The organism is Corallococcus aberystwythensis (genome assembly GCF_003612165.1).
GTDB lineage: Bacteria > Myxococcota > Myxococcia > Myxococcales > Myxococcaceae > Corallococcus > Corallococcus aberystwythensis.
The window spans coordinates 1-23,758 of the sequence record NZ_RAWK01000104.1; the positions used below are offsets into that span (position 1 = coordinate 1).

Consider the following 23,758-nt stretch of genomic DNA (forward strand, 5'->3'; position numbering starts at 1 on the left):
GCGCGGGGGGGCGTGGGTGGCGGGCGCACGGCGAAGTCCTGGAGGACGGCGGCGCCCCAGGGCACCTCCACGGTCGCGACGCGGGGGACCACCTGACTGGACGACGGCAGGCTGCGCGGATCCACCTTCAGCGCGTGGCGGCCGGGGCGCAGGTGGGGGCCGTCGGTCAGGTCCGGCACGCGTGAGTCCACGCCGGTGAGGTGGTAGCGGCCGAAGGCATCGGTGCGCACCTCGCGGCCGGTGGCCAGCACCAGGCGCACGTCCGCGAGCCCGGCCTCGCCGGGTCCACAGCGCCCATCTCCATCCGCGTCCACGCAGACGCGCCCGGCGATGGTCGACGCCTGCGTCGGCAGGTCCGACGCCAGCGACTGCGCGGACGCCACCGACGCCAGCAGCAGCATGAGCAGGAAGCTCACGGTGGCGCCATGCGCCGGGCGGCGCGGGAACCTCAAGGCCGCACCTCTTCCACCGCCGTCACGCCGGAGCGCACGTCCGCCACGGACACGCTCACGGGGCCCTTCGCGCCATGCACCGTGAAGCGCGTGAGCCCGTCCTTCACGGACAGGTCACCCCGCTCGCCCTCGGACAGCGCGACGTGCACCGGACGGTCCCGCAGCACCTGCCCGCTCGGGTCCTCCACCCAGCACGTCACCCGGGTGCCCTCCACGCGCACGCGCACGTTGACCGGCAGCGGCGGCGCCAGCTGCACCCGCTGCGAGAGGGGCTCGGGCACCAGCGGCACGGACTCCGGGAACACCGGCCCCTGGGGTCCCAGCACGTGCACCGTGACGTCGAGCCCCGGCCACACGGCGTGCGACACGCGCACCCTGGCGGGCATCAGCCCGCCCACGACCACCGTCCCATCCTCCCCCGTGGTCCGCACCAGGCCATTCAACCGCAAAGGTTGACCGGGCACCGGCCAACCCGCCAGGTCCACCACGCCCGCGATGAGCATATTGCCCCGCCGCCACACCGCGATCCGCGCGGGCTCCGTGCCGGCCGGACCGTACGCGTGCACCGTCACGTCCGCGTTCACCTGATGCCAGTTTTCCGGCACGGTCCACGGGACCGTGAACGTCCCTGGCGGAGACTCCACCACAGTCCCCACGGTCCCCTCGCGCGGGGCCACCACCACCTTCGCCTCCGGCCGGGGCTGCCCGGCCGCGTCCCGCGCCGCCACCACCACCCGCGCCACCGAACCCGCGTGCACCATCGGCTCGGACAGCGACACCGTCACGTCGCGCACCGGGCCCTGCACCAGCTGCATCGGCAGCGACTCGCGCGAACCCGGGCCCCGCTGCGGCCACGCCGCCTCGATGCGCTCATCCTCCGCGAGCGTCTTCGGTGCCGTGTAGCGCCACTCCAGCATGCCGTTCGGGTCGCGCTGGGGCCCTTCCAGCCGGCCATGCTTCGCCTTCACCGTGACGCGCGCGTCCGCCACGGGAAGCCCCTTCGGATCACTCGTCGCGCACAACAGCCGGGCCTGGGACACGCCGTCCGCGGGCAGCCGCTGCGGGTTGAGCACGCACGCCAGGCCGTCCGTGGGCGGCAACTGAAGGTCGATGGCGAGGCGCTCCACGTGGCCCTGGTCGTCCTTCACCTCGCCCCGCGCCATCGAATAGCCGGGGGGCACCACCAGCGGCAGGACGAAGCGCCCACCCGCGTCCACCGGCACCGGCCCGAAGCGCTTGCCCGCCACCTCCAGCGACACCTGTCCCCCCGGCTCACTCCGGCCGGGCAGGTCCACCGACGACGCCAGCGGCACCAGCAGCCGCCCATACGCCCCATGCACCGACTGAGGATGCGGCCACGCGGACAGCGCGACGAGGATGGCCGCCTCCGGCAGGCGCGTGGGGGGCAGCACGTAGCGAGCGGTGTACGTGCCCGGCCCCGTGCGCTGGAGCCCCTCCAGCTGTCCGGTGCTCGCGCGCAGCACCGGCGGCGCGCCGCTGTCATCCGGCGTCCCGTCCGGCCGAAGCCGCTTCACGGTGAGCGTCGCCTCCGTGTCGCGCCCCTTCACCGGCAGCGCGGGCTCCAGCGACAGCTCCATGTGGCTCGCGGGCGGCCCCACGTCGTAGCGGGCCTGGGCCTCCTCGCCGTCGCCCTTCACGCGCACCACCACCTCGCGCGCCTGGGGCCTGGGCACCACGACATAGGTGCGCAGCGGTGGAGCCTCCGGGCCGGGCTTGAGCTCCGCGCCCTCCGCCGTCACCGATGACGGGGTGAACACCACCGGCTGGCCCGCCGCGTCCCGGCGCACCACCGCGACCGAGAACCCCTCCGGAGGCACGGGCACGTCCGGGCCGAGCAGCTCCAGCGAAGCCGCCCAGACCGGGGCACAGACCAACACCAGCGCGGAGAGCAGGAGACGTTCCAGGGCTTCCCGACTCTACAAGGCCCTCCGCCGGGACTGCACCACTTTGCTGCCGCGGGCCCCAGGAAGGAGCGCACCGTCAGGCCCGCGGACACCCTTGCGTGCCCGCCCCACCCACCAGGGAGTCCTCCGTGCGCATAACCCCAGGCCCCGCCCGGCGGATCAGGGCGGAGCGCCCCCGCGGCTCTTCCAGAAGCCCTCGGTCTCGACCTCGATCGTCGACGGCGGGTCCCGGGTCAGCACCTGCTGCACCTTCTGGTGCGTGCCTCCCACCCCCACCGCGCTCACCTGGACGGTGTTGCGGCCCTCCTCGAGCGGGACATCGAGCTTGAAGCGCCCGTCCTCCTCCGTGGGCACGCTGACGCCGTTCACCGTCACCCGGCTGCCCGGATCCGTGCGGCCGACGACGGCGACCTTTTGCTTGCGCGTCTTGGCCGCGGGCCATTCCATCTTCAGGAACACGGTGCTGGGGATGGGGTCCGGCTCGGAGGGGGCCTTGCCGGGGAGGACGATGGACCGCTGGCCGGCACGGACGATGACGTACTTGCCCTCCTTGCCGGTCAGCTTCACGTCACCCTCGCGGGTGCCCACGCTCACGGTGCCCGCGCCGTTGTTGCTCATGGTGAAGGTACCCTGGGAGGTGCTGGCCTCCGCGTCGCCGTTCTTCGCCTTCAGGATGAAGGTGTGGCGGACGTTGGGGCGGCCCCGCACCGTGGCGGTGGCCAGACCGCTGCTCAAGAGCACCTTCGACAGCTCGTTCGAGAGCTCCTCCACGGAGATCTCCGTGTCGGCCTCCATGCGCAGCTCCACGGCCTCGCCATTGAGCACCATCGCCCAGGACCCGCGGCCGGTGCGCACCACGTCCCTGGGCCGCAGCGGCATGTCCTTGCGAGCCTTCTCCCACGGCCCGTCACCGTGCCGCACATCCACGTCGCCGTCGAAAGAGCTCAGCACCAGCTCCACGGCCTTCTTCACCTCCACCGGCGTGACGACAGCGCGAGGTGGCGGGGCTGGAGGCAGCGGCGCGGGAGTCTCCCGCAGGAAGACGAACCAGCCCACCGGCAGCGCGGCCAGGATGAGCACGAGCCCGACGAGGAACGGAGCCTGTCGCCTGCGAGAAGAGGGAGCGGCCATGCGAAACCTTCCCTAACACACGCCGCGGGCCCTATGCCCGGGGCAGCACGATGGTGAACCGGGCCCCCTGCCCTGCCTCCGAGCGGACCTCCAGCGTCCCCCCGGCCTCCGTGATGATGCGCCACGCGACGCTCAGACCCAGGCCCACATTGGACCAGACGTCCTTGGTGGTGAAGAAGGGCTCGAAGATGCGCGGACGGATGCTCTCCGCGATGCCCTTGCCCGTGTCCTCCACCTCCAGGATGCACATGCCGTCGCGCTCCCCGGTGCGCAGCGTGAGCCGCTTCACCGGCGACTTCATCATCGCGGTGCGCGCGTTGGACAGGAGCGCCAGCACCACCTGAGACAGGTGTCCGGGGTCCGCCTTCACGCGGGGCACGTCCGCCCCCAGCTCCGTCACCAGGTCGATGCCCTCTCCGCGCGTCTGGTTCTCCGTGAGGCTCAGCGCGTCGCGCACCACCGCGTTCAGGTCCACGGGCCGCAGGTCCGGGCGCTCGCGCTGCTGGGAGAAGCGCAGCAGGTTCTGGGTGATGTCCTTGCAGCGCTTGGCGCTCTGTTCAATCTTGCGCAGCGTTTCGAAGTCCGTGTCGTCCGCGTCCCGGTCCAGCAGCAGGAGCTGCACGTTGCCCAGGATGCCGGCCAGCGGGTTGTTGATTTCGTGCGCCACGCCCGCGCCCAGCTGGCCCACCGCCGCCAGCTTCTGCGCCTCCACCAGTTGGAGCTGCGCCGCGCGCAGGTCCGCCGTGGCCTCCTCCACCCGGACGCGCAGGTCGTCGTTCCAGCTCATCAGCCGCGCGCGGGACGCCTCCAGCTCCTCGCCCATGCGGTTGAAGGTGGACGCCAGCTCGCTCAATTCGTCCTGGCCCTCCACGGGCAGGCGGCGCTCCAGCTCTCCGCGGCCATAGGCCTCCGCGCCCTGCACCACCTGCGCGAGCCGCCGGTCCAGCCGCCGCGTGAAGAGCGCGCCCAGCGCCAGCAGCACCACCAGCGCGCCCGCCACCGACGCGAGCACCGTCGTGCGCAAGTCGCGCACCGGCGTCAGCGCCTGGGCCTCGTCCTCCGTCACGACGACACCCAGCTCCAGCGCGCTCACCCAGGCCACGCTCACCCGGCGGGCCGGGTTCTTGACCTGGAAGCTGCGTCCGCTGTCCTCGGCCTGGAGGGGCCCCAGCACCTCGCGCAGCTCCGGCTCCAGCGCCGCCATGCGCCGCGTGGGCTGGGAGCTGGCCAGGACACGCCCCTGGGTGTCCACCACGTCCAGGCGCGCCAGCCCGTCGTTCGCGCGCCGGGCCAGCAGCGCCTCCAGCTTCGTGAAGACGAGCTCCGCGATGGCGTACGGTGACTCCATCGAGTCCCCCAGCTTCACCGCCGCCGCCACGGCGGCCACGCCGGTGCCCGCGTGCACGTAGGCGCTTCCCAGCGCCGTCTGCCCCTTGCCCCCGCTCCGGAACTGCCCCACCGGCACCGCTTGCGCCAGCTGGGGGACGCTCGCGGCGTCGAAGGCGGGGTGGTGCTCCAGCGGCTCCGCGCTCCGGAACACCGCGGGCCCCAGGGGCTGTCCGTTCGCGTCCACCTGGATGACCGCGCTCACCGTGGTGGACTGGCCGTAGAGGAGCATCAGCATGCCGCGCACCTCGTCGGGCGTGGCGCGCTCCCAGGGCAGCAGCTCCGCGGAGCGGGCCAGGCCGTTGACGACCTCCATCAGGCTCGCCTCCACGGCCTCGGCGGTGGAAGCGGCGAGCGCGCGCTGCTGTTCATCAATGCGCTGCGCGAGCGCCTGCTCCGAGCGCGACAGGAGCAGGAAGCCGACGATGGCCAGGGGCAGCACCGTCGCGGCGAGCATGAAGAGGATGAGCTGCTGGTAGAGCCTCATCCAGTGACGGACCGGACCACGCGCTCCAGGTCGCTGCGCAGGAAGACGGAGCCGGCGATCGCCTTCGCCCGCTTCTTCATGTCCGCGGCCCGGCGCGCCAATTCCGCGTGGTCATGCGCCACGCCGTCCGTCATCACCGCCACCACGGACACGCTCATGATGGGGAAGTGGCGCTTCTCCCCGAAGCGGTCCTCCGCCTCGATGTGGCCGCGCTCCCGGTCCTGCCGGTCGTAGTAGAGCGGGATGATCCGGTCGAACTCCTCGATGGCCCGCTGGCACACCCGGTCCACGGACTCCACGGACGTGATGAAGACGAAGTCGTCCCCGGCCACGTGGCCCAGGAAATCCCCCACGGCGCCTTCCTTCTGGAAGACCTCCCGCATGAGGTCGCCCGTCTGGCGCACCACGCCGTCCGCCTTCGCGAAGCCGTAGTAGTCGTTGTAGGCCTTGAGGTTGTCCAGGTCCAGGTAGCAGAACGCGAACGGCTGCCGCGCGCCCAGCCGCCGCTGCACCTCGCGCTCGATGGCGGTGGACCCGGGCAGCTGCGTGGTGGGCGACGAGGACAGCTCCTGCTCCTTGCGCCGCAGCATGCTCTCCACGCGCGCGCCCAGCTCCAGCGCGTCGAAGGGCTTGGTGATGTAGTCGTCCCCGCCCAGCTTCAGCGCGCGGACCTTGGACGACGTCTCCGTGCGCGCGGAGATGAAGATGACGGAGATGTGGCCACTGGCGCGCTCGGCCTTGATCTCCTCCAGGAACGCGAACCCGTCGCCATCCGGCAGCGTGACGTCCAGGAGCACCGCGTCCGGCCTGCGCTCGCGCAGGGAGCGCCGGCCCTCCTCCACGCTGTTCGCGACGTCGACCTCGAAGCCCAGCCCCTCCAGCACCTCGCGGCAGATGAAGGCGATCTTCACGTCGTCGTCCACCACCAGCACGCGCCCGTGCTGCGCCCCGGCCCGGCCCCGCGCCAGCGAGTCCACCGTGGCCAGCAGCTTGTCGCCCGCCAGGGGGCGCACGAGGAACGCGTCCGCGCCGGCCCGGAAGGCGCGCTGGCGCTCGTCGAACGCGGAGGAGAGCAGGAGCGGCGAGCGGCGCGTCTCCGGATCATGCCGCAGGATTTCGGCCAGCCGCAGGCCGTCCACGCCCACGTCCGGCAGCCGCACCGACACCAGCACCACGTCCGGGTGCAGGTTGCGCGCGGCGGCGATGCCCTCTTCCCCGGAGGCCGCCAGGCGCACCCGGTAGCCCCGGGCGCCCAGCAGGGCCTTCATGATGTGGCCCACCTCGGGCTCGCCCTCGATGATGAGCACCTTGCCGCGTGAGTCCGCGCGGATGGGCTGCGGCGACGGCAACAGCGTGTCCACGGTCGCCTGCGACAGCACGTCCTGGGGCGGTTCGGTGGGCAGCACGGCGATGAAGCGCACGCCGTCGTGGGACGGCTCGGACCAGATGCGGCCGCCGTGGGCCTCCACGATGTTGCGGCAGATGGGCAGGCCCAGGCCGGTGCCGCGCACGGTGCGGTTCGCCTGCGTGCGGGCCTGCTCGAAGCGGTCGAAGATGCGCTCCAGGCTCTCTTCCGGGATGGGGTCGCCGCTGTTCCAGCAGGACAGCACCACGTAGCCGGGCAGGCTGGACGTGGCGCGCAACTCCACGCGCACCTCGCCGCCCTCCGGCGTGAACTTCACCGCGTTGTTGAGCAGGTTGTTGAGCACCTGGTTCACGCGGTTGGGGTCCACCATGGCGCGCAGCGGGTGCTGCGGCAGCTGCGGCACCACGCGGATGCGCTTCTCCGCGAAGGCGGGGCCGTACTTCTCCACCACGCGCTGGACCAGCTCCTCCAGGTAGATGCGCTCGAAGCTCATCTTCAGCCGGCCCTGCGCGTACTTCGACAGGTCCAGCAGGTCGTCCACGATGCTGTTGAGCTTCTCCGCGGAGTCCTTCGCGAGCGACAGGTAGCGGTGCTGCCGCTCGTTGATGTCCCCCGCCATCCGGTTGAGCACCAGGTCCAGCGCGCCGGTGATGGAGGTGAGCGGCGTGCGCAGCTCGTGGCTCACCATGGAGACGAAGGTGTCCTTGCGCTCCTCCAGCCGCTTCTGGTCGGTGATGTCGCGCAGCACCACGCACACGCCGCGCAGGGTGCCTCGCGCGTCGTTGACGGGCGTCACGGTGGTCTGCACGGTGCGCTCGAAGAGCTTCACGTCCTCGCGCAGCACCTGGTGGCCGCTGTACTCCAGGTTGCGCACCAGTTGGAACGGCTGGAAGCCCAGGCGCTCCTCCAGCAGGCGGTTGGAGGGGCCCTGTCCCTCCTCCCCCGCGCGCAGGATGCGGCGGGCCGCGGGGTTCATCACCACGATGTCGTTCTTCTCGTCGGTGAGCACCACGCCGTCCGCCATGGACGCGACCATGCGCTCCATGCGGTGGCGGGCCTCTTCTTCCGCGGAGCGCAGCGACTGGATGGCGTCCGCCGTCTGGTTGGCGAGCACGTCCAGCAACAGCCCGTCGTCCTCCGTGAACGCGTCCGCGCGGTGGGAGAACAGCGACAGCATGCCCACGGGCTTCCCAGCGGCGGTGAGGTTCACCGTGAGCTGGTTGGGGTAGACGACGGGGGACCCGGATTCCTTCGTGGTGGTGCCGGTGACGCGGGTGATGACCCGGTCCTCCGGGAGCGTCAGGCCGCTGCTCTTGCGGTAGGCGCCGAGCATGGACTCCTTGACGCCCAGCAGCGCCTCCTCGCCCACGTTGCCCACGCACCGCAGGCGCAGCGTGGCGCCGCGCTGGCCGTCCGGCGCGATGAGGGCCGCGCCGCAGTCGTACGGCAGCACGCGGGCCACGGCGGTGAGCACGCGGTCGATGATGGCGTCGTAGCTGGCCGGGTCGTTCGCGCTGGCGCGGCTGACCTCGTAGAGGACGAAGAGGGCCTCCACCCGCTGGTGCAGCTGGCGGATGAGCTTCTCCTTGTCCTTCTTGAGCTGGGCGAACTCCACCGCGTTCTTCACGGTGATGAGCAGGTCGTTCACGTCCCAGGGCTTGGTGACGTAGCGGTAGACCTGGCCCTGGTTGATGGCCGCGATGATGTCCTGCGGGTCCGTGTAGGCCGTCAGCAGGAGCGTCGTGACGTCCATGCCTTCCGCCCGGGCGGCGTTGACCAGGTCGATGCCGGTCATCTCCGGCATGCGCTGGTCGGTGACCAGGACGTCCACGGACTCGGTGCGCAGGACTTCCAGGGCTGCCCTGCCGTGGGGGGCGGTGAGGACGCGATAGCGTCGCTGGAACATCCGGCTGAGGATGTCCAGGACGTCGGCCTCGTCATCGACGAAGAGCAGCGTGTGGCGGAGGTCGGACACGGCGGCACCAAGTGTACGCCGAGATCAACGCGGCTCCTCAAGCTACGAGAAGGCCGGGCCGAGCGCAGCACGCCCGGTAGGGGTGGGGGTACTGAACAGATTGACTCTACACGTATGTTCAGGGAGCATGGGGCACTGAAATTCTGTTGCCCATCACCGCCAGGGCAGGCGGGCAACCGAGCGAAGGAGTGCGGCCATGGAAGAGCTCACGGAGCGCCAGCGCGAAATCCTGACCTTCATCGTGAAGGAGTCGGAGGTCCGAGGCTTCCCCCCCACCATCCGGGAGATTGGGGAGCACATGGATATCCGCTCGACCAACGGGGTGAACGACCACCTGAAGGCCCTGGAGCGCAAGGGCTACCTCACCCGCGGCGAGCAGCAGAGCCGCTCGCTGGTGCCCACCAAGCGGGCAAGGCTGCTCTTGGGCCTGGGGATGAAGAGCCGGGAGTCCGGCATGGTGGAGATCCCCCTGCTGGGCAAGGTGGCGGCGGGTGCGCCGGCGCTGGCCCAGGAGCACATGGAGGACTCGGTCAAGATCGACAGCTTCCTGCTGGGCGGGGTGAACGGCCGCGAGGTGTTCGCGCTGCGGGTCAAGGGCCAGTCGATGATTGACGACGGCATCCACGACGGGGACTACCTCTTCGTGAAGAAGACGCCGTCGGCGCAGCCAGGTGAGATTGTCGTGGCGCTCATCGAGGACGAGGCCACGGTGAAGCGCTACTACCCGGAGCAGGACCGCATCCGCTTCCAGCCGGCGAACGCGACGATGCAGCCCATCTACGTGAACCGCTCGGACTTCCGCTCCACGATGATCCTGGGGCAGGTGGTGGGCGTGTACCGGAAGCTGCAGGGCGGCCGGGCGTAAGCGCTCGTGACACCGCCCGGGCACGGTGAGCCCGGGCGGGTGGGCTAGACGGGGGTGAAGCGGACGCCGGTGGCGCGGATGCGCTCCAGGGCGAGCTTGATGTCCTCGGAGACGATGAGGGCGATGTTCCAGCCCTCGGTCCGGAACACCTTCGTGGTGCCGACCTTCTTCACGTCGATGTGGAGATCGTCCACGGCGTAGTACTTCCCGACCTTTTCAGGCAGTCCGTCTTCGGCGGTCCAGAACTGGACCTGTGATCGCGGCTCGTCAATGCAGAGGATGCGCTTCGTGGCCACGAGGATGACGTACTGGTCTGGCATGGCCTTGATGCGAACGGGAACGAACTGAACATCATCGGGGGCAAGTTCCACGAAGACGGACGCCACCTGCACATGGACAACAGGTGCCAGGCCGACTCCCGCAGTCGAGAAATGCAGTGCACGCCCCTGCTGATCAACGGGCACCGTCAACTGGCCAGTCACCGACACCGGCCGGCCGGCCCGGAACTGCCAGGGGTCTTCGACCTCATGGCCATGCTCGTCGACGGGGTCGCCCAGGTACCAGGTTCCGGCCTGGACATCTTCGGACAGCTCGTAGTAGCGAAGGGTCATCTGGGCTCTGGGCTTTCAGCCGCCTCGGGTGACGAGCAGATTGAGTTCTGTTCCACGCTTCCTGACGTCCTTGGCCAGTATTTCAAGGGCTCGGGTCAGTGCCACACGGCAGTCTTCCACCTTCCGGCAGTTCGCGGTGGCGCTGTTGAGTCGAGCCATCACCAACTCGTGGTACCGCTGCGGATGGGGGCCGCGATGCCCCGGGACCTCGACGACGTTCTCCGGATCCTTCAGCTCCATCCCGGCCCTGCTTCTTGCGCTCGCACCAGCGGCCATAGGCGCGCGTCAGCTCCGCGGACGCATCGTCCAGCAGATGCAGCTCCCGTGCTTCCGCGTCCCCCAGCGGGCGGATCCGATGCGTGCGTGCTTCGTACCCGAACACGCCACTGCGCTCGGGCATGCCGAACAACGCCCGCGCATCCCGCAGCGGATGCGGGAACGGACGCACGTCACGTGAGAGCTCCGTGACCGCCTCCTCGAACTCGTCCGCTTCCAGTTCCGCGTCCTCCAGCGGAGCCTCCTCCTCCACCCGAGGCGTCACGAGCACAGGCTCCGCGCGCCCCGTCTCCAACCGCACGACCCGGGTGGCCGTGCAGCCCGTCAGGAGGAACGACAGCAACAGGCACAACCACCCGCGGAGCATCCGGGCGTCTACGGGCACTTCACCACGCCACCATCCGTCGCCGCCGCGGCCACGCGGGCGCAGGCGGCCTGGACCGTGGCCGGGTCCTTCAGGTCACGGGCGAGCCTCGCCGTGGACAGCTGCAGCTCCACGTTCTTCGCGTGCCCCGGCTCCGCGCCCAGGCTCGTCAGGATGCGCAGGGCGTCCTGCTTGCGCCCCAATGTGGTGAGCAGATCCGCCAGCTCCTGCATCTCCCCCACGTCCGCTCCCGACACCGTCTCCAGGGCCTTCTGCAGCTCGCCTTCCGCCGCCGCCCGGTCCGCCGCCGCCAGGTGCGCCCTCGCGAGCGCCACGTGGACGACGGCGCGGTCCTTCACCTTCAGCGACTCGCCATAGGCCTTCAGCGCTTCCTCGCGCTTGCCCAGCTTGAGCTGGATCTCCGCCACCAGCTCCCACGGCGTCGGATCCTTGGGCGACTTCTTCGCGGCTTCCTCATACGCCGCGGCGGCCTCCGGCAACCGGCCCGCGCGCACCTCCGCGTCGCCCAGCGTCATCAGCACCTCCGGCGTCCGGACGCCCTGCCCCGTCGCCTTGCGCAAGAGCCCGAGCACCTCGTCCTGCCGCCCCTGCTTCGTCAGCACGTCCACCGCCCGCACCAGCAGGTCGGACTTCGACGCCTCCGGCGCGGCCTCGGCCGCCTGCGTGAAGTCCCGCACCGCCTCGTCGTGGTCGCCGCGCTCCTCGGCCAGCTCGCCCAGCTGCTCCAGCGCGTTGAAGTCCTTCGGATGCAGCGCCAGCGCCTTCTGCAGCGACTGCTGGGCTTCGTCCTTCTTGCCCAGCTGCGCCTGGATGAACCCCAGCCGGCTCCAGTTGGTGGAGCGCTTCGGATCCAACCGCAGCGCGGCCTCGAACTCCTTCGCGGCCTCCTCCAGCCGGCTCATCGACAGGAGCACCTCGCCCCTCGCGGCGGGCAGGCGGGGGTCCCCCGGCGCCAGGGCCTTCATCTCGTCGAAGGACTTGAGCGCGGCGTCGAACTTGCCCTGGAGGTACTCGGAGTTGCCGCGGAGGTAGAGCCCTTCCGCCTGGTCCTTCGGATCCATCTTCGGCGGTTCGGTGCAGGCCCCGGTGGCCAGCAGGGCGAGGAGCGGCAGGACACGCAGACGCGAGGACATGAAAGGCTCCGGAAGACTCAGAAGTGGTACGCGATGCCGGCGTTGACATCCAGGTTGAGACCGTCGCCCGCGCCGTCGTCCGCGAGCCCCAGCACCGCCTGCGCGATGTTCGTCCCCAGCTCCAGCTGGAAGGCCACGTGGCCCACCAGCAGGTACTCCAACCCCACGAAGCCCACCACGGACGGCAGCGGGCCGGTGTTCTGGAAGATGCCGTAGTCACCGAACGACAGCTGCACGCCCAGGCCGAAGCCCCAGTAGGGCCGCAGCGACTTCTCCAGGCGGTGGTAGTGCCGCGCCCCCACGATGCTGGGCAGCACGTTGACCTCGCCCTCGTCGGTGCCGCCCGCACGCACCCACGTGAAGCCCACCTGGGCGAAGCCCTGCCATTCCGGGTGGAACCAGTAGCCCACCTCCAGGTCCAGGCCCGGGTTCAACGACGACAGCTTGTCGATGAAGCTGTTGTTGAAGCGCAGCCCCAGCGTCAGTCCGCCCCCTGGCGACGATGCGACCGCGCCGCCCAGGAGCGGCCGGGCCGTGACGACCTCGCCGGGAGACTCGAGCGCGATGCTCAGCTCGTCGGACACGGCGACGACCGTGCGCAGCAGCTCACCGTCCTCGGAGGCCTCCGCGCGCGGCCGGGCGAGGGTGCGGCCATCCCGGGTGTCCACGAGGCTCGCGGTGAGCAGGTACTGGTCGCCGAACCGGTCCAGCCGGCCGGTGAGGACGTAGCGCGCGCCCGTCAGCGAGGACAGCGCCTGGACGCAGTCGCCCTTCTCGCAAGGGGTGTCGCCCACCAGCTCCCGCTGGCGCTCGGGGTCGAGCCGCGCCTGGAGCTCCCGCTGGGGCAGCACCCGCAGCCGGGGCGACTCCGCGAGCCGGCCCGCGAAGAGCAACGTGATGCCCTGCGCGGCGTCCCTCCCCGCCGCGTTGGCCTCCAGGGGCAGCACCGCCACCGTGTAGGGCGTGGACTCCGTGGACGGAGAGGGAACAACAGGGGTGACTGCCGTCCCGTCCTGCGCGAACGCAGGTGACGTCAGAGACACGAGGCATGCGACGAGGAGCCGGGGGAGGCGAGACACGCGCGACACTCTACCCTCCTCCCGGCCCGCGCCCAGGGGCTCCGTGGCTGCTTCCCTGCTCAGGCCCGCTGGTTCAGCCTCGCCGTGACGGAACGCACCGCGGCCCGGGGGCTGAACCGCAACGAGAAGGCCGCGAGCAGGTTGGCGACGCCGTGGATGGCGAGCACCCGCCCCTTCATCATCGCCGCGTAGGCATGGCTGGCCACCTCGGGCGCTTCCGCCACGCCCGGCCGCTTGAACAGGCGCGACTCCGCGTTGCCGGCGCGCCCGGCGAATTCGGTCCGCGTGGCGCCCGGGCAGTGGCAGGTCGCCGTCACGCCCGTGCCCTCCAGTTCGACCGCGAGCGCTTCCGTGAACGACACCACGAAGGCCTTCGTCGCGTAGTACGTGGCCATGTACGGCCCCGGCTGGAAGCCCGCCGTGGACGCGATGTTGAGGATGCGCCCCTGCTTGCGCTCACGCATGGGCCGCGCGAACAGGTGCGTGAGCTTCAGGAGCGCGGTGCAGTTGACCTCCACCATCTCCGCTTCGCGCCCCAGGTCCTGATCCAGGAACGGCCCGGAGGAACCGAACCCCGCGTTGTTGACGAGGAAGTCCACCGCGAGCCCCAGCTCCTGCACGCGCGCGAAGAGCTGTTCGGGCGCGGAAGCCTGGCCCAGGTCCGCCGGCAGCACGTGCGCCTTCACGCCGTGCGCCTGTTCCAGCTTGCGGGCCAGCTCCTCCAGCTTCGCCACGCCGCGCGCCACGAGGATGACGTCGTGGCCATCCTTCGCGAACTGCTCCGCGAACTGCACTCCGAGCCCCGCCGACGCGCCGGTGATGAGCGCCACTTTCCGCGACATGGTGATGCCTCCCGGCGGGCCGGTATAGCAGCCCCATGGCGAAGGCCCGAAGCGCCTCCAGGAAGCAGCAGCGCCCGGGCTCGCGAACAAAGCGGTTGCCCGTGGGGATCCACGGCCATATTCGGAAAGAGGACCCCGAGGACGTGGAGCCCGGCATGGAGCGGATGGACACCCTCGAAACACTGCTCGCACGCGGACGGACGGAGGATGTAGCGCTCGGTGCGCCCGGCAGGCAGGGCATGACCTACGGCGCGCTGCGGGAGCTCACCACGAAGGTCCGTGAGCAATTGAATGCGTGGGGGTTGGGCCAGGGTGACCGCATCGCGCTGGTGCTGCCCAACGGGCCGGAGATGGCGGCGGCCTTCCTCGCAGTGGCCGGTGCCGCGACGACCGCGCCGCTCAATCCCGCCTACCGCGCCGAGGAGCTCGCGTTCTACCTGGAGGACCTCCAGGCCCGTGCGCTCGTCGTGCTCGAAGGAGCAGAGGGACCGGCTCGAGAGGTCGCGAGTGCACGGAGCCTCCCGCTCATCGAATTGAGCCCGGCGATGGAGGGACCGGCGGGGCATTTCACGCTCAAGGCCGTGCAGCCGCTGCCGGGAGTAGCGCACCGTCCCGGCCCTGCCACCGCGGCTGACGTCGCGCTGGTGCTGCACACGTCGGGCACGACCGCGCGACCCAAGCTCGTGCCGCTGTCACATGCGAACCTCACCGCGTCAGCGCGACACATCGGCGCGTTGCTGGGCCTGGGGCCCATGGATGCGTGCCTCAACATCATGCCGCTGTTCCACATCCACGGGCTCGTGGCGGCGGTGCTGTCCAGCCTGGGAGCCGGCGGTCGCGTGGTGTGCACGCCGGGCTTCAACGCCCTGCGCTTCTTCTCCTGGTTCGAGGAGGCCCGTCCCACCTGGTACACGGCCGTGCCCACCATGCATCAGGCATTGGTGGAGCGCGCGCGCCGCAACGCGGACAGCTTGAAGGACCACCGGCTGCGCTTCATCCGGTCCTCCTCCGCGTCGCTGCCTCCGCAGGTGATGGAGGAGTTGGAGCGCGTCTTCGGCGTGCCCGTCATCGAGAGCTACGGCATGACGGAGGCCGCGCACCAGATGGCCTCCAACCCGCTGCCACCGCGTGCAAGGTACGCGGGCTCGGTGGGGCTCGCCGCCGGGCCGGAGGTCGCCATCATGGACGACGCGGGCACGCGGATGGCTCCGGGTGCGCTGGGAGAAGTCGTCATCCGCGGCCCCAACGTCATGGTCGGCTACGTGAACAACCCCGAGGCCAACGCACGCGCCTTCACCCACGGTTGGTTCCGCACGGGTGACCAGGGCACGCTGGACGCGCAGGGCTACCTGCGGCTCACCGGGCGATTGAAGGAGCTGATCAATCGCGGCGGAGAGAAGGTGAGCCCGCTGGAGGTGGACACCGTGTTGCTGGATCATCCCGCCGTGCAGCAGGCCGTGACGTTCGCCCTGCCCCACCCCAAGCTCGGCGAGGACGTGGCCGCCGCCGTCGTCCCGCGCGAAGGCCACAGCCCCACCGAGCGCGAGCTGCGCGACTTCGTGGCGTCGCGAGTAGCGGACTTCAAGGTGCCCCGCCGCATCATCTTCCTCACGGAGCTGCCCAAGGGACCCACTGGCAAGGTGCAGCGCATCGGGCTCGCGGAGCGGCTGGGGCTCACGTCATGAGGATCGCCATCTTCGGCGCGGGCGCCATCGGCGGGTTCCTCGGCGTCAAGTTGCTCCAGGCCGGCGCGGACGTCACCTTCATCGCACGTGGCGCTCACCTGGACGCGATGCGCGCCCACGGCGTCACGCTCACCAGCGGCGGTGAGACGGTCACCGTGCGCCCGCATTGCACGGACTCCCCTGACGACGCGGGCCCGCAGGACTACGTGTTCCTCACGCTCAAGGCCCACGCCCTGCCCGCTGCCGCGCCGCAGATCGCACGGTTGTTGGGACCGGAGACGGCGCTCGTCACCGGCATCAACGGCGTGCCCTACTGGTACTTCCACGGACTCGAAGGCCCGTACGTGGGCCGGCACATCGAGAGCGTGGACCCGGGCGGCGTGCTCCTGCGCACCCTGCCTCCGGAGCGCGTCATCGCCACCGTGGTGTACCCGGCCGCGGAGGTCGTCTCTCCCGGCGTCATCGTGCACACGTACAACGACCGCGTGACGCTGGGCGAACCCGACGGCAGCAAGAGCCCGCGTGTGCAGGCCCTCTCGCAGCTCATGATGAAGGCCGGGCTCAAGTCCCCGGTGCGCCCGCGCATCCGCGATGAAATCTGGGTGAAGCTCTGGGGCAATCTCGCCTTCAACCCGCTGTCGGTGCTCACGGGGGCGACGCTCGACGTCCTCTCCCGCCAGCCGGACCTGCGTGCCGTGGCCCGCGCGATGATGGTGGAGGCCCAAGCGGTGGCGGAGGTGCTGGGCACGCGCTTCCTCATCGACGTGGACCAGCGCATCCAGGGCGCGGGCCAGGTTGGCGCGCACAAGACGTCCATGCTCCAGGACCTGGAGCGCGGGCGCCCCATGGAGATCGACGCGTTGCTGGGCGCCGTGGTGGAGCTGGGTCAGCTCGTGGGCCGCCCCATGCCCACCTGCGAGAACATCCTCGCCCTGGTGCGCGAGCGCGCCCGCCACGCTGGAGGCTACCCGCCCCGCGCGACGCCCGAAGCCCCCTGAGCCGGCGGGACATGAGTCCTGTCCCCAGGGATGAGAAGGTGAGAACCCTGGGGAGACGGGCCGTCGGCGGCGCACCGCGCGAACTGGTCCGACTGTCGGACCAGTTGGGAACCCGCGGCCGGGCGGGGTCCGCGCCCCCAGAGCCGGATGAACTGGTCCGACAGTCGGACCAGTTGGGGAACCCTGGCTGGACGGCGTCCGCGCCCCAGAGCCGGATGGACTGGTCCTACAGTCGGACCAGGTGGAGAACCGTGGCCAGGCAGGGTCCGCGCCCTCCGAGCCGCATGAACGGGTCCGACTGCCGGACCCGTTGGGCCGCTCCGGGCGGGAGGTGGACACCCCTCACGTCCAGAGGCTCAGTCAGACGCGGACGGCATCATGCCCAGGTACTCCAGCGGGTCCGCCGGCTTGCCGTCCACGCGCACCTCGAAGTGCACGTGCGGCCCGGACGTACGGCCGGACTCGCCCACCGTGGCGATGACCTGCCCGCGCCGCACCTTCTGCCCCGTGCGCACGCGCAGGTCGCGGTTGTGCGCGTACAGGGTGATGAGCGGCGGCGCGTGCTCCACGATGACGATGAGGCCGTAGCCCTTCTGCTCGCCCGCGTAGAGGACCGTGCCCTCCTGCGCCGTCTTGATGGGCGTGCCCGCGGGCGCCGCCAGGTCGATGCCGTCGTGCGGCTCCTTGCCCTTCTTGCCGAAGCGTCCATACAGCACGCCGCGCAACGGCCAGTCGAGCAGCCCCTGCGTCGCGAGCTTCGGCCGCGACGGCGCGCCCGGACGTCCTGACACCACGCGCGCACGCGGCGGGTCCTCGCGGCGCGACACCGCCGGCACCGGACGGCGCGGCGTGGACACCGGCGCCTGCCCCGGCTTCGAGAGCACCAGCTCCGGCTCCTCGTCGGACAGCGGTCCGGGGTCGCCGTACTTCGGCGGCTCCCCGCCCGGAATCATCAGCTCCTTGCCCACCGACAGCTCGCGCGGATCCTTGATGCCGTTGGCCTGCGCCAGCTCCTCCACCGAGATGCCGTACGTCTTGGCGATGCGGTACATCGTCTCGCCCGGGGCCACGCGGTGGCGCACCGCCACCAGCTCCGGCTCCTCGTGCGTGGGCCTCAGCGCGAAGGACAGCGGCTTGCCGTCACTCGTGGTCGCGGAGCGCGCCCCCGCCGTGTCCAGCTGCGAGGAGGAAGCGGCCTGGGTGCCCACGCAGCCGCTGAGCAGCGCGGCCGCGAGCAACACCCAGAGCGCCCTACCCGCTCGGCTGGAGCCGCCCCACCCCAACCTCAGGCACCGCCATCCGAACCGTGCCGCTTGAAGCCCTGCAGGTTCCACCCCGTGAGCTCGGGGATGCGACCGTGGTCGGTCATCTCGAAGTGCATCGGCGTCACCGACACGCGCTTCTCGTCGAAGACGGCGTTGCAGTCGCTGCCCGGGATGTCCTGGTGCGCGTACTCCGTGCCGCCAATCCAGTAGTACTTGCGGCCGCGCGGGTCCTCCTTCTCCACGACGTTGCTGCCGTAGGAGTGCCGTCCCTGCCGGGTGATGACGTAGCCGTCCGGCTCCACCCCGCCCGGGATGTTCACGTTGAGGAGCATCCGGGGCGGCAGGGGCCGCGACAGCGCCTCCGTCACCAGCGCCCGCGCGAAGCGGCCCGCCGGCCCGAAGTCGAACGGCCCCCGCGTCACCAGGCTGAACGCGATGGCCGGAATGCCCAGGAACGCGGCCTCCATGGCCGCCGCCACCGTCCCGGAGTACATGACGTCGTCGGCCAGGTTCGCGCCGTGATTGATGCCGGAGACCATGAGCTGGGGACGATTGTCCTTCAGCAAGTGGTTCACCGCCAGATACGAACAATCCGTGGGGGTGCCGTCCACGGCGAACCACCGCTCACGCACCTCCTTGATGCGCAGCGGCCGGTGCAGGCTGATGGCATGGGAGGCGGCGCTCTGCTCGCGGTCAGGCGCCACCACCCACACCTCGCCCAGGGGGCTCACCGCCTCCACGAGCGTCTGCAGCCCTTCGGAGAAGTAGCCGTCGTCGTTGGAGACGAGGATGCGAGGGCGCGAAGTGCTCACGGTCACTGCTTCTTCGCGAGCGAGCGGAAGGCGGACCGGCCCGCGTAACGCGCCCCGGCACCCAGCTCCTCTTCAATCCGCAGCAACTGGTTGTACTTGGCCACGCGGTCCGAGCGCGACGCCGAGCCCGTCTTGATCTGCCCGCAGTCCAGCGCCACCGCGAGGTCCGCGATGGTGGTGTCCTCGGACTCGCCGGAGCGGTGGCTCATGATGGACGTCATGCCCGCCTTGTGCGCCATGCGCACCGCGTCGAACGTCTCCGTGAGGGAACCAATCTGGTTCACCTTCACCAGGATGGAGTTCGCCGTGCCGGTCTCGATGCCACGGCCCAGGCGCTCCACGTTGGTGACGAAGAGGTCGTCGCCCACGAGCTGCACCTTGTCGCCCAGCGCGTCGGTGAGCTTCTTCCAGCCCTCCCAGTCATCCTCCGCCATGCCGTCTTCAATGGAGATGATGGGGTACTTCTGGGACAGGCCCCGGTAGTACTCCAGCAGGCCCTGGGAGTCGTACTCCTTGCCCTCGCCCTTGAGCTTGTACTTCTTGGAGCCCTTGTCGAAGAACTCGCTCGCGGCCACGTCCAGCGCCAGGAACAGCTGCTCGCCCGCCTTGAAGCCCGCCGCGTCGATGGCCTCCATGATGAGCTTGAGCGCTTCTTCGTTGGCCGGCAGGTCCGGGGCATAGCCGCCCTCGTCGCCCACGCCCGTGGCCAGCTTGCGGCCCTTGAGGATCTTCTTGAGCGCGTGGAACACCTCCGCGCCCCAGCGCAGGCCCTCCGCGAACGTCTTCGCGCCGGCGGGCACCACCATGAACTCCTGCACGTCCACGCGGGTGTCCGCGTGCGCGCCGCCGTTGAGAATGTTCATCAGCGGCACGGGCAGCGTGCGCGCCTGCAGACCGCCCACGTAGCGGTACAGCGGCAGGCCGTGCGCGTCCGCCGCGGCGCGCGCGGCGGCCATGGAGACAGCGAGGATGGAGTTCGCGCCCAGCTTGGACTTGGTGGACGTGCCGTCCAGTTCAATCATCCGCTGGTCCACGGCGACCTGGTCCACGGCGTCCATGCCGATGAGCGCGGGCCCGATGGTGTCCCGCACGTGGTCCACGGCCTTCTGCACGCCCTTGCCCAGGTAGCGGCCCTTGTCGCCGTCGCGCAGCTCGTGCGCCTCGTGCTCGCCGGTGGAGGCGCCGGAGGGCACCGTCGCGCGGCCACGGGAGCCGCCCACGAGCAGCACTTCGGCCTCCACGGTCGGGTTGCCACGGGAATCGAGCACTTCACGCGCCAGGATTTGAGCGATCTCGGTCATAGGCGGCCGTTTCTACGAGGCACGGCCAGAACGGGCAAGCACGCTCGCATGGGCCGCCTGCTACAGTGTCCAGCCGCCGAATGCCTCCTCCTCCCAAGCGCCGCGCCACGGGCCCCGACCCGCTTCCCGGTCAGCGCGCCCGGGGTGCGCTCCTGGGCCTCGCCATCGGCAACGCCCTGGCCGTGCCCACCGCGGGGAGGCCCTTCTTCGCGCCGGCCTTCCCCCAGCTCGCCGAGGGGCCGTACGAGGGCATGCACGGAGGCGGCCCGCACGACCTGCGCAAGGGGCAGGTGACGGAGCCCACCCAGCTCGCGGTGGCGTTGGCCCTGAGCCTGCGCGACATGAAGCGTTATGACGCGACGGACGCGCTCAAGCGCTACCGGGCCTGGCAGTCCCACGCCATCTCCGTCAGCGAGCCCATGCGGGAGCTGTTCCAGGAGTGTGACGCAAGCCTTCCAGTCCAGCTGAAGGACGCCGGCAAACGCGTCTGGCAGAAGAACTTCCGCCGCCTGGCCCCCGCGGGCGCCCTGCCTCGCGTGGTGCCCCTGGGCGTGCACCTGGCGAAGGACTCGTTCGCCCTGGCGAAGGCGGCGCTGGAGGACACCGCCCTCACCCACTTCGACCCCCGCAGCCAGCTGGCCGGCGCGGGGCTGTGCGCCGCCATCGCCAAGGCGGTGACGGGCGGTCCGAACCTCAAGGCCGCGGACCTGCTCCCCGCCGCGGAGGTGGGCATCTCCCTGGCGGCCGCCGCCCTGGGCAAGCAGGAGAAGGACTTCGTCCAGGAGGTGGCCTTCGCCGCCAGGCTCCTGCGCGAGGACCTGGCCCTGGCGGCCCAGGACGACCCGCAGCTCTACGGCCCGGAGCTGCACATGCACCGGCCCGGCAATAACGCAGTGCGTGCCGCGTTCCGGCTGGCGTTCTGGGAGCTGCTCCACGTCCCCACGGCGGAGGCCGCGCTCCTGGATGTCATCCACCGGGGCGGCGACACGGAGGTCCACGGTTCCGTCACCGGGGCGCTGGTGGGCGCCTTCCACGGCGAGGGGGCGCTCCCGGAAGAGTGGCGCCAGAAGGTCCTCCTGGCCCTCCAGCCCTACAACCCCCTCCAGAAGGGGACGGTGCTGTGGGAGGTCTACCACCCCCGTCACCTGCTGCTGCTGGCCCCGGCCTAGGGCCCAGCCCAGGCCCCGCAAGCGCGAAGCCCGCGGGGGCCGTCCGGTGAGGGACGGCCCGGACGCGGGCTCCGGGACACGCCGTGGCTCCGGGGCCACGGGTGGGATGGGTCATCAGCCGAGGAGGTCGATGACGACGACGCCTCGCGACGGCTTCTCTTCCTCGGTGTCCGTCCTCCGTTGGGGACGGTCATCGGGTGCAGGCAGTGGGAGTTCCACCACCGGCCGCTCGTAATCCTCGCGGCGGAGCCGCTCGCGGCGCTTGATTTCTTCGATGATGAACGCGTCGAGCATGGGTTCGGTCTCTCCCTCAGCCTACGTACCCCGATGTACGCCCGCCGTCCCGCCCCCTTACCACTTCCACACTTCTTCGATGCAAATTAAGAACCCCGGTTTCTTTCTGGGTACGCCGCTCGGAATCCGCATGGCTGCTCGTCCAGCTCCCGACACCCGGGACAGGGCAACCGTGCCACGGATGTCAGGGAAGCGTCCGTGGGCGTTCAAAATTCGCCTGATCCTAATGCCCTCGCCGCGCGCCGCAACACGACTCATTTCAGGTGCGCCCCCCACCCTCACGCGGCACGGTTCCAGCCGAAAAGGGCCCGCCCGCCTTCCTGCTCCCTTGCACGGCACGGGCCGTACGGGATGACAGGCAGGCGGGCGGAAAACTGACGCGAAATGTCAGCAGTGACGAAAGCCGTCAGGGGGCTTCGGCGCGGCGCTTGAATGCCTCCAGCATCTTGGGGAGCTGGGTCTCCGTGAGGGTGTTGATGATGGCCTTGGGGATGAGCGCGCCCAGGGCCATCTCCACGTTGTAGGTCGCGCGCGTCTTGCCCTCGCCCTCGGGCTCCAGCGTCCAGCTGCCCTTGTTGTCCTTCATCACCTCGCCCTCGACGAAGGTCCAGGACATGCGCTTGGGGCGCTCCTCGGTGACGCGGATGGTGTAGCGGATGCGCTTCACCACATCGACCTCGTAGTGCACCTGGACGGTGTTCCCCTGGCGCTGCGAGGTGGAGACCTTCTTCACCTCCGGGAGGAACTCCGCGTAGCGGTCGTAGTTGGTGATGATGTCGAAGACCTTCTCGACGGGGGCATTGATGGTGATGGTGCGCGTGGCGCCGGCCATGACGGTGTCTCCGAAGGGCGTGAAGGACTGGGCTGGAGGAACAGCTTACGGCGCGTAGCCCGGCTTCTTGTCGAACTTGTGGATGGACTGGATGAAGCGCACGGTGCCCGTCTTGCTGCGCATGACGACGGAGTGCGTCTCACAGCCGCCGCCAAAGAAGCGCACGCCCTTGAGGAAGTCGCCGCTCGTCACCCCCGTGGCGGCGAACATCACCTCGCCGCGGGCCAGCTCTTCCGCGGCGTAGATCTTGTGGATGTCGGTGATGCCCATCTTCTTGGCGCGCTCGATTTCGCCCTGGTTGCGCGGCACGAGCCGGCCCTGCATGTCGCCGCCGGTGGCGCGGATGGCCGCCGCGGCGATGACGCCTTCCGGCGCGCCGCCAATGCCCATGAGCACGTCCACGCCGGAGCCCTCGAAGCAGGTGGCGATGGCGCCGGCCACGTCACCGTCCTCGATGAGGCGCACGCGGGCGCCCGCGGCGCGGACCTCCTTGATGAGGTCGGCGTGGCGCTCGCGGTCGAGGATCATGACCGTGAGGTCCTCCACGTAGAGCTTCATGCGCTCCGCGATGGCGCGCAGGTTCTCCGTGGGGGACTTCGTCAGGTCGATGGCGCCCTTGGCGCGCGGGCCCACGGCGATCTTCTCCATGTACGTGTCGGGCGCGTTGAGCAGGCCGCCGTGGCTGGACATGGCCACCACGGAGATGGAGCCCGGGCGGCCGTAGGCGCACAGGTTGGTGCCCTCCAGCGGGTCCAGGGCGATGTCCACCTCGGGGGCGCCGGCGGCGCGGGCGCCCACGCGCTCACCGATGTAGAGCATGGGCGCCTCGTCGCGCTCGCCCTCGCCGATGACGACCGTGCCGTCGATGTTCAGCGCGTCGAAGGCGCGGCGCATCGCGTCCACGGCGGCCTGGTCGGACTCGTCCTTGTTGCCGCGGCCCATGAGGCGGGCGGAGGCGATGGCCGCCATCTCGGTGACGCGCACGACCTCCATTGCCAGGTTGCGATCCATTGTGGGTGCTCCTCGTTCGGGAATTCGGGAAGGGGAAAAGGTCAGGTGTCGGAGTCGTCCGCGGCCTTCAGGCGGGCGATGGCTTCGGGCAGCCGCTGGGGTCTGCCGTCACGTCCCACGCAGGCGTGCATCGTGCGGCCGGTGCACAGCAGCGTGGGGGCGTCACCGTCGCGCAGCAGCTCGTAGGTGAACACGAGTGACGCGCGGCGCAACTCGCCCAGGGTGGTGCGGATGAGGAGCATGTCGTCGTAGCGCGCGGACGCCTTGTAGTGGGCGCTGGCCTCCACCACGGGCAGCAGCAGCCCGGTGCTCTCCAGTTCGCGGTAGCTGCCTCCGTGGGCACGGAAGAACTCGCTGCGGGCGAACTCGAAGTAGCGGAAGTAGTTCGCGTAGTAGACGACCCCCATCTGATCCGTGTCGCCGTAGATGACGCGCAGCCGTGCCTCGACCATTGAGGCGCCCATATCAGGGCGGGGTG

Annotated in this window: 19 protein-coding genes and 2 pseudogenes; 4 read left to right on the plus strand and 17 right to left on the minus strand. The window is 70.4% G+C overall.

Going from position 1 to position 23,758, the window contains the following annotated elements; genetic code table 11:
* From D7W81_RS18380 to D7W81_RS18400, 5 genes and pseudogenes are all read right to left on the minus strand, one after another.
* A pseudogene (locus D7W81_RS18380) lies at positions 1-401 on the minus strand (flagellar motor protein); the annotation flags it as partial.
* A 47-nt stretch (positions 402-448) separates the two neighbouring features.
* Positions 449-2,353, minus strand: coding sequence for a hypothetical protein (locus D7W81_RS18385; RefSeq protein WP_120556700.1), 1,905 nt, complete (start codon positions 2,351-2,353; stop codon positions 449-451).
* Positions 2,354-2,536: 183 nt separating this feature from the next.
* Positions 2,537-3,508 (minus strand): FecR domain-containing protein, encoded by a 972-nt coding sequence (locus tag D7W81_RS18390; RefSeq protein ID WP_120556701.1) that lies wholly within the window; start codon positions 3,506-3,508, stop codon positions 2,537-2,539.
* A gap of 31 nt (positions 3,509-3,539) precedes the next feature.
* Positions 3,540-5,381, minus strand: coding sequence for a sensor histidine kinase (locus D7W81_RS44140; protein ID WP_120556702.1), 1,842 nt, complete (start codon positions 5,379-5,381; stop codon positions 3,540-3,542).
* On the minus strand, positions 5,378-8,722 hold the full coding sequence (locus tag D7W81_RS18400; protein ID WP_120556703.1) for a response regulator: 3,345 nt from the start codon (positions 8,720-8,722) through the stop codon (positions 5,378-5,380). The genes D7W81_RS44140 and D7W81_RS18400 overlap by 4 nt, the downstream gene beginning before the upstream one ends.
* Before the next feature lie 196 nt (positions 8,723-8,918).
* Between D7W81_RS18400 and lexA the strand changes: the two genes are divergently transcribed.
* A complete protein-coding gene (lexA, locus tag D7W81_RS18405; protein WP_120556704.1) occupies positions 8,919-9,587 on the plus strand; it encodes a transcriptional repressor LexA in 669 nt (222 codons plus the stop codon).
* 44 nt (positions 9,588-9,631) lie between these two features.
* Here the strand turns inward: lexA and D7W81_RS18410 are convergent, their stop codons facing one another.
* From D7W81_RS18410 to D7W81_RS18430, 5 genes and pseudogenes are all read right to left on the minus strand, one after another.
* A complete protein-coding gene (locus tag D7W81_RS18410) occupies positions 9,632-10,198 on the minus strand; it encodes an imm11 family protein (RefSeq protein ID WP_120556705.1) in 567 nt (188 codons plus the stop codon).
* Positions 10,199-10,213: 15 nt separating this feature from the next.
* Positions 10,214-10,841: pseudogene (locus tag D7W81_RS44595) on the minus strand (AHH domain-containing protein).
* Between the two features lie 8 nt (positions 10,842-10,849).
* The gene (locus D7W81_RS18420; protein WP_120556706.1) at positions 10,850-11,992 is read right to left on the minus strand and encodes a tetratricopeptide repeat protein; all 1,143 of its coding nucleotides are present in this window, start codon (positions 11,990-11,992) and stop codon (positions 10,850-10,852) included.
* A 17-nt stretch (positions 11,993-12,009) separates the two neighbouring features.
* On the minus strand, positions 12,010-13,071 hold the full coding sequence (locus tag D7W81_RS18425) for a hypothetical protein (RefSeq protein WP_244227275.1): 1,062 nt from the start codon (positions 13,069-13,071) through the stop codon (positions 12,010-12,012).
* Positions 13,072-13,130: 59 nt separating this feature from the next.
* Positions 13,131-13,913: an SDR family NAD(P)-dependent oxidoreductase gene (locus D7W81_RS18430; RefSeq protein ID WP_120556708.1), complete on the minus strand. Its 783-nt coding sequence runs from the start codon at positions 13,911-13,913 to the stop codon at positions 13,131-13,133.
* Between the two features lie 143 nt (positions 13,914-14,056).
* On the opposite strand from D7W81_RS18430, the gene D7W81_RS18435 reads away from it, so the two are divergent.
* Positions 14,057-15,598: an acyl--CoA ligase gene (locus tag D7W81_RS18435; RefSeq protein WP_244227276.1), complete on the plus strand. Its 1,542-nt coding sequence runs from the start codon at positions 14,057-14,059 to the stop codon at positions 15,596-15,598.
* A complete protein-coding gene (locus D7W81_RS18440; protein ID WP_120556709.1) occupies positions 15,595-16,596 on the plus strand; it encodes a 2-dehydropantoate 2-reductase in 1,002 nt (333 codons plus the stop codon). The genes D7W81_RS18435 and D7W81_RS18440 overlap by 4 nt, the downstream gene beginning before the upstream one ends.
* Positions 16,597-16,952: 356 nt before the next feature.
* On the opposite strand, the gene D7W81_RS18445 is transcribed toward D7W81_RS18440, so the two are convergent.
* The 3 genes from D7W81_RS18445 to eno are packed head-to-tail and all read right to left on the minus strand — an operon-like array spanning position 16,953 to position 19,974.
* Positions 16,953-17,837 (minus strand): peptidoglycan DD-metalloendopeptidase family protein, encoded by an 885-nt coding sequence (locus tag D7W81_RS18445; RefSeq protein ID WP_208721359.1) that lies wholly within the window; start codon positions 17,835-17,837, stop codon positions 16,953-16,955.
* A 44-nt stretch (positions 17,838-17,881) separates the two neighbouring features.
* Positions 17,882-18,673 (minus strand): 5'/3'-nucleotidase SurE, encoded by a 792-nt coding sequence (gene surE, locus D7W81_RS18450; RefSeq protein WP_120556719.1) that lies wholly within the window; start codon positions 18,671-18,673, stop codon positions 17,882-17,884.
* A gap of 2 nt (positions 18,674-18,675) precedes the next feature.
* Positions 18,676-19,974, minus strand: coding sequence for a phosphopyruvate hydratase (eno, locus tag D7W81_RS18455; RefSeq protein WP_120556711.1), 1,299 nt, complete (start codon positions 19,972-19,974; stop codon positions 18,676-18,678).
* Positions 19,975-20,054: 80 nt separating this feature from the next.
* On the opposite strand from eno, the gene D7W81_RS18460 reads away from it, so the two are divergent.
* Positions 20,055-21,143 carry an ADP-ribosylglycohydrolase family protein gene (locus D7W81_RS18460; protein WP_120556712.1) on the plus strand — a complete coding sequence of 363 codons (1,089 nt, stop codon included), beginning with the start codon at positions 20,055-20,057 and terminating at the stop codon, positions 21,141-21,143.
* Between the two features lie 114 nt (positions 21,144-21,257).
* Here D7W81_RS18460 and D7W81_RS18465 read toward each other — a convergent pair whose 3' ends face one another.
* The 4 genes from D7W81_RS18465 to D7W81_RS18480 all read right to left on the minus strand — a co-directional run bounded on the left by D7W81_RS18465 (position 21,258) and on the right by D7W81_RS18480 (position 23,732).
* Positions 21,258-21,437, minus strand: a complete 180-nt coding sequence (locus tag D7W81_RS18465) for a hypothetical protein (RefSeq protein ID WP_120556713.1) — start codon at positions 21,435-21,437, stop codon at positions 21,258-21,260.
* Positions 21,438-21,843: 406 nt separating this feature from the next.
* Positions 21,844-22,269 (minus strand): type II toxin-antitoxin system RatA family toxin, encoded by a 426-nt coding sequence (locus D7W81_RS18470; protein WP_014396139.1) that lies wholly within the window; start codon positions 22,267-22,269, stop codon positions 21,844-21,846.
* Between the two features lie 45 nt (positions 22,270-22,314).
* Positions 22,315-23,280 (minus strand): class II fructose-bisphosphatase, encoded by a 966-nt coding sequence (glpX, locus tag D7W81_RS18475; RefSeq protein ID WP_120556714.1) that lies wholly within the window; start codon positions 23,278-23,280, stop codon positions 22,315-22,317.
* A 41-nt stretch (positions 23,281-23,321) separates the two neighbouring features.
* Positions 23,322-23,732, minus strand: coding sequence for an acyl-CoA thioesterase (locus D7W81_RS18480; RefSeq protein ID WP_120556715.1), 411 nt, complete (start codon positions 23,730-23,732; stop codon positions 23,322-23,324).
* Positions 23,733-23,758 lie beyond the last annotated feature (26 nt).

Excerpts from the sequence above, each read along its gene's own strand:
- D7W81_RS18470 (WP_014396139.1), bottom strand. The coding sequence starts at position 22,269 with ATGGCCGGCGCCACGCGCACCATCACCATCAATGCCCCCGTCGAGAAG.
- D7W81_RS18420 (WP_120556706.1), bottom strand. The coding sequence starts at position 11,992 with ATGTCCTCGCGTCTGCGTGTCCTGCCGCTCCTCGCCCTGCTGGCCACC.
- D7W81_RS18440 (WP_120556709.1), top strand. The coding sequence starts at position 15,595 with ATGAGGATCGCCATCTTCGGCGCGGGCGCCATCGGCGGGTTCCTCGGC.
- glpX (WP_120556714.1), bottom strand. The coding sequence starts at position 23,280 with ATGGATCGCAACCTGGCAATGGAGGTCGTGCGCGTCACCGAGATGGCG.
- D7W81_RS18410 (WP_120556705.1), bottom strand. The coding sequence starts at position 10,198 with ATGACCCTTCGCTACTACGAGCTGTCCGAAGATGTCCAGGCCGGAACC.
- lexA (WP_120556704.1), top strand. The coding sequence starts at position 8,919 with ATGGAAGAGCTCACGGAGCGCCAGCGCGAAATCCTGACCTTCATCGTG.
- D7W81_RS44140 (WP_120556702.1), bottom strand. The coding sequence starts at position 5,381 with ATGAGGCTCTACCAGCAGCTCATCCTCTTCATGCTCGCCGCGACGGTG.
- D7W81_RS18480 (WP_120556715.1), bottom strand. The coding sequence starts at position 23,732 with ATGGTCGAGGCACGGCTGCGCGTCATCTACGGCGACACGGATCAGATG.
- D7W81_RS18460 (WP_120556712.1), top strand. The coding sequence starts at position 20,055 with ATGCCTCCTCCTCCCAAGCGCCGCGCCACGGGCCCCGACCCGCTTCCC.
- D7W81_RS18465 (WP_120556713.1), bottom strand. The coding sequence starts at position 21,437 with ATGCTCGACGCGTTCATCATCGAAGAAATCAAGCGCCGCGAGCGGCTC.
- D7W81_RS18390 (WP_120556701.1), bottom strand. The coding sequence starts at position 3,508 with ATGGCCGCTCCCTCTTCTCGCAGGCGACAGGCTCCGTTCCTCGTCGGG.
- D7W81_RS18430 (WP_120556708.1), bottom strand. The coding sequence starts at position 13,913 with ATGTCGCGGAAAGTGGCGCTCATCACCGGCGCGTCGGCGGGGCTCGGA.
- eno (WP_120556711.1), bottom strand. The coding sequence starts at position 19,974 with ATGACCGAGATCGCTCAAATCCTGGCGCGTGAAGTGCTCGATTCCCGT.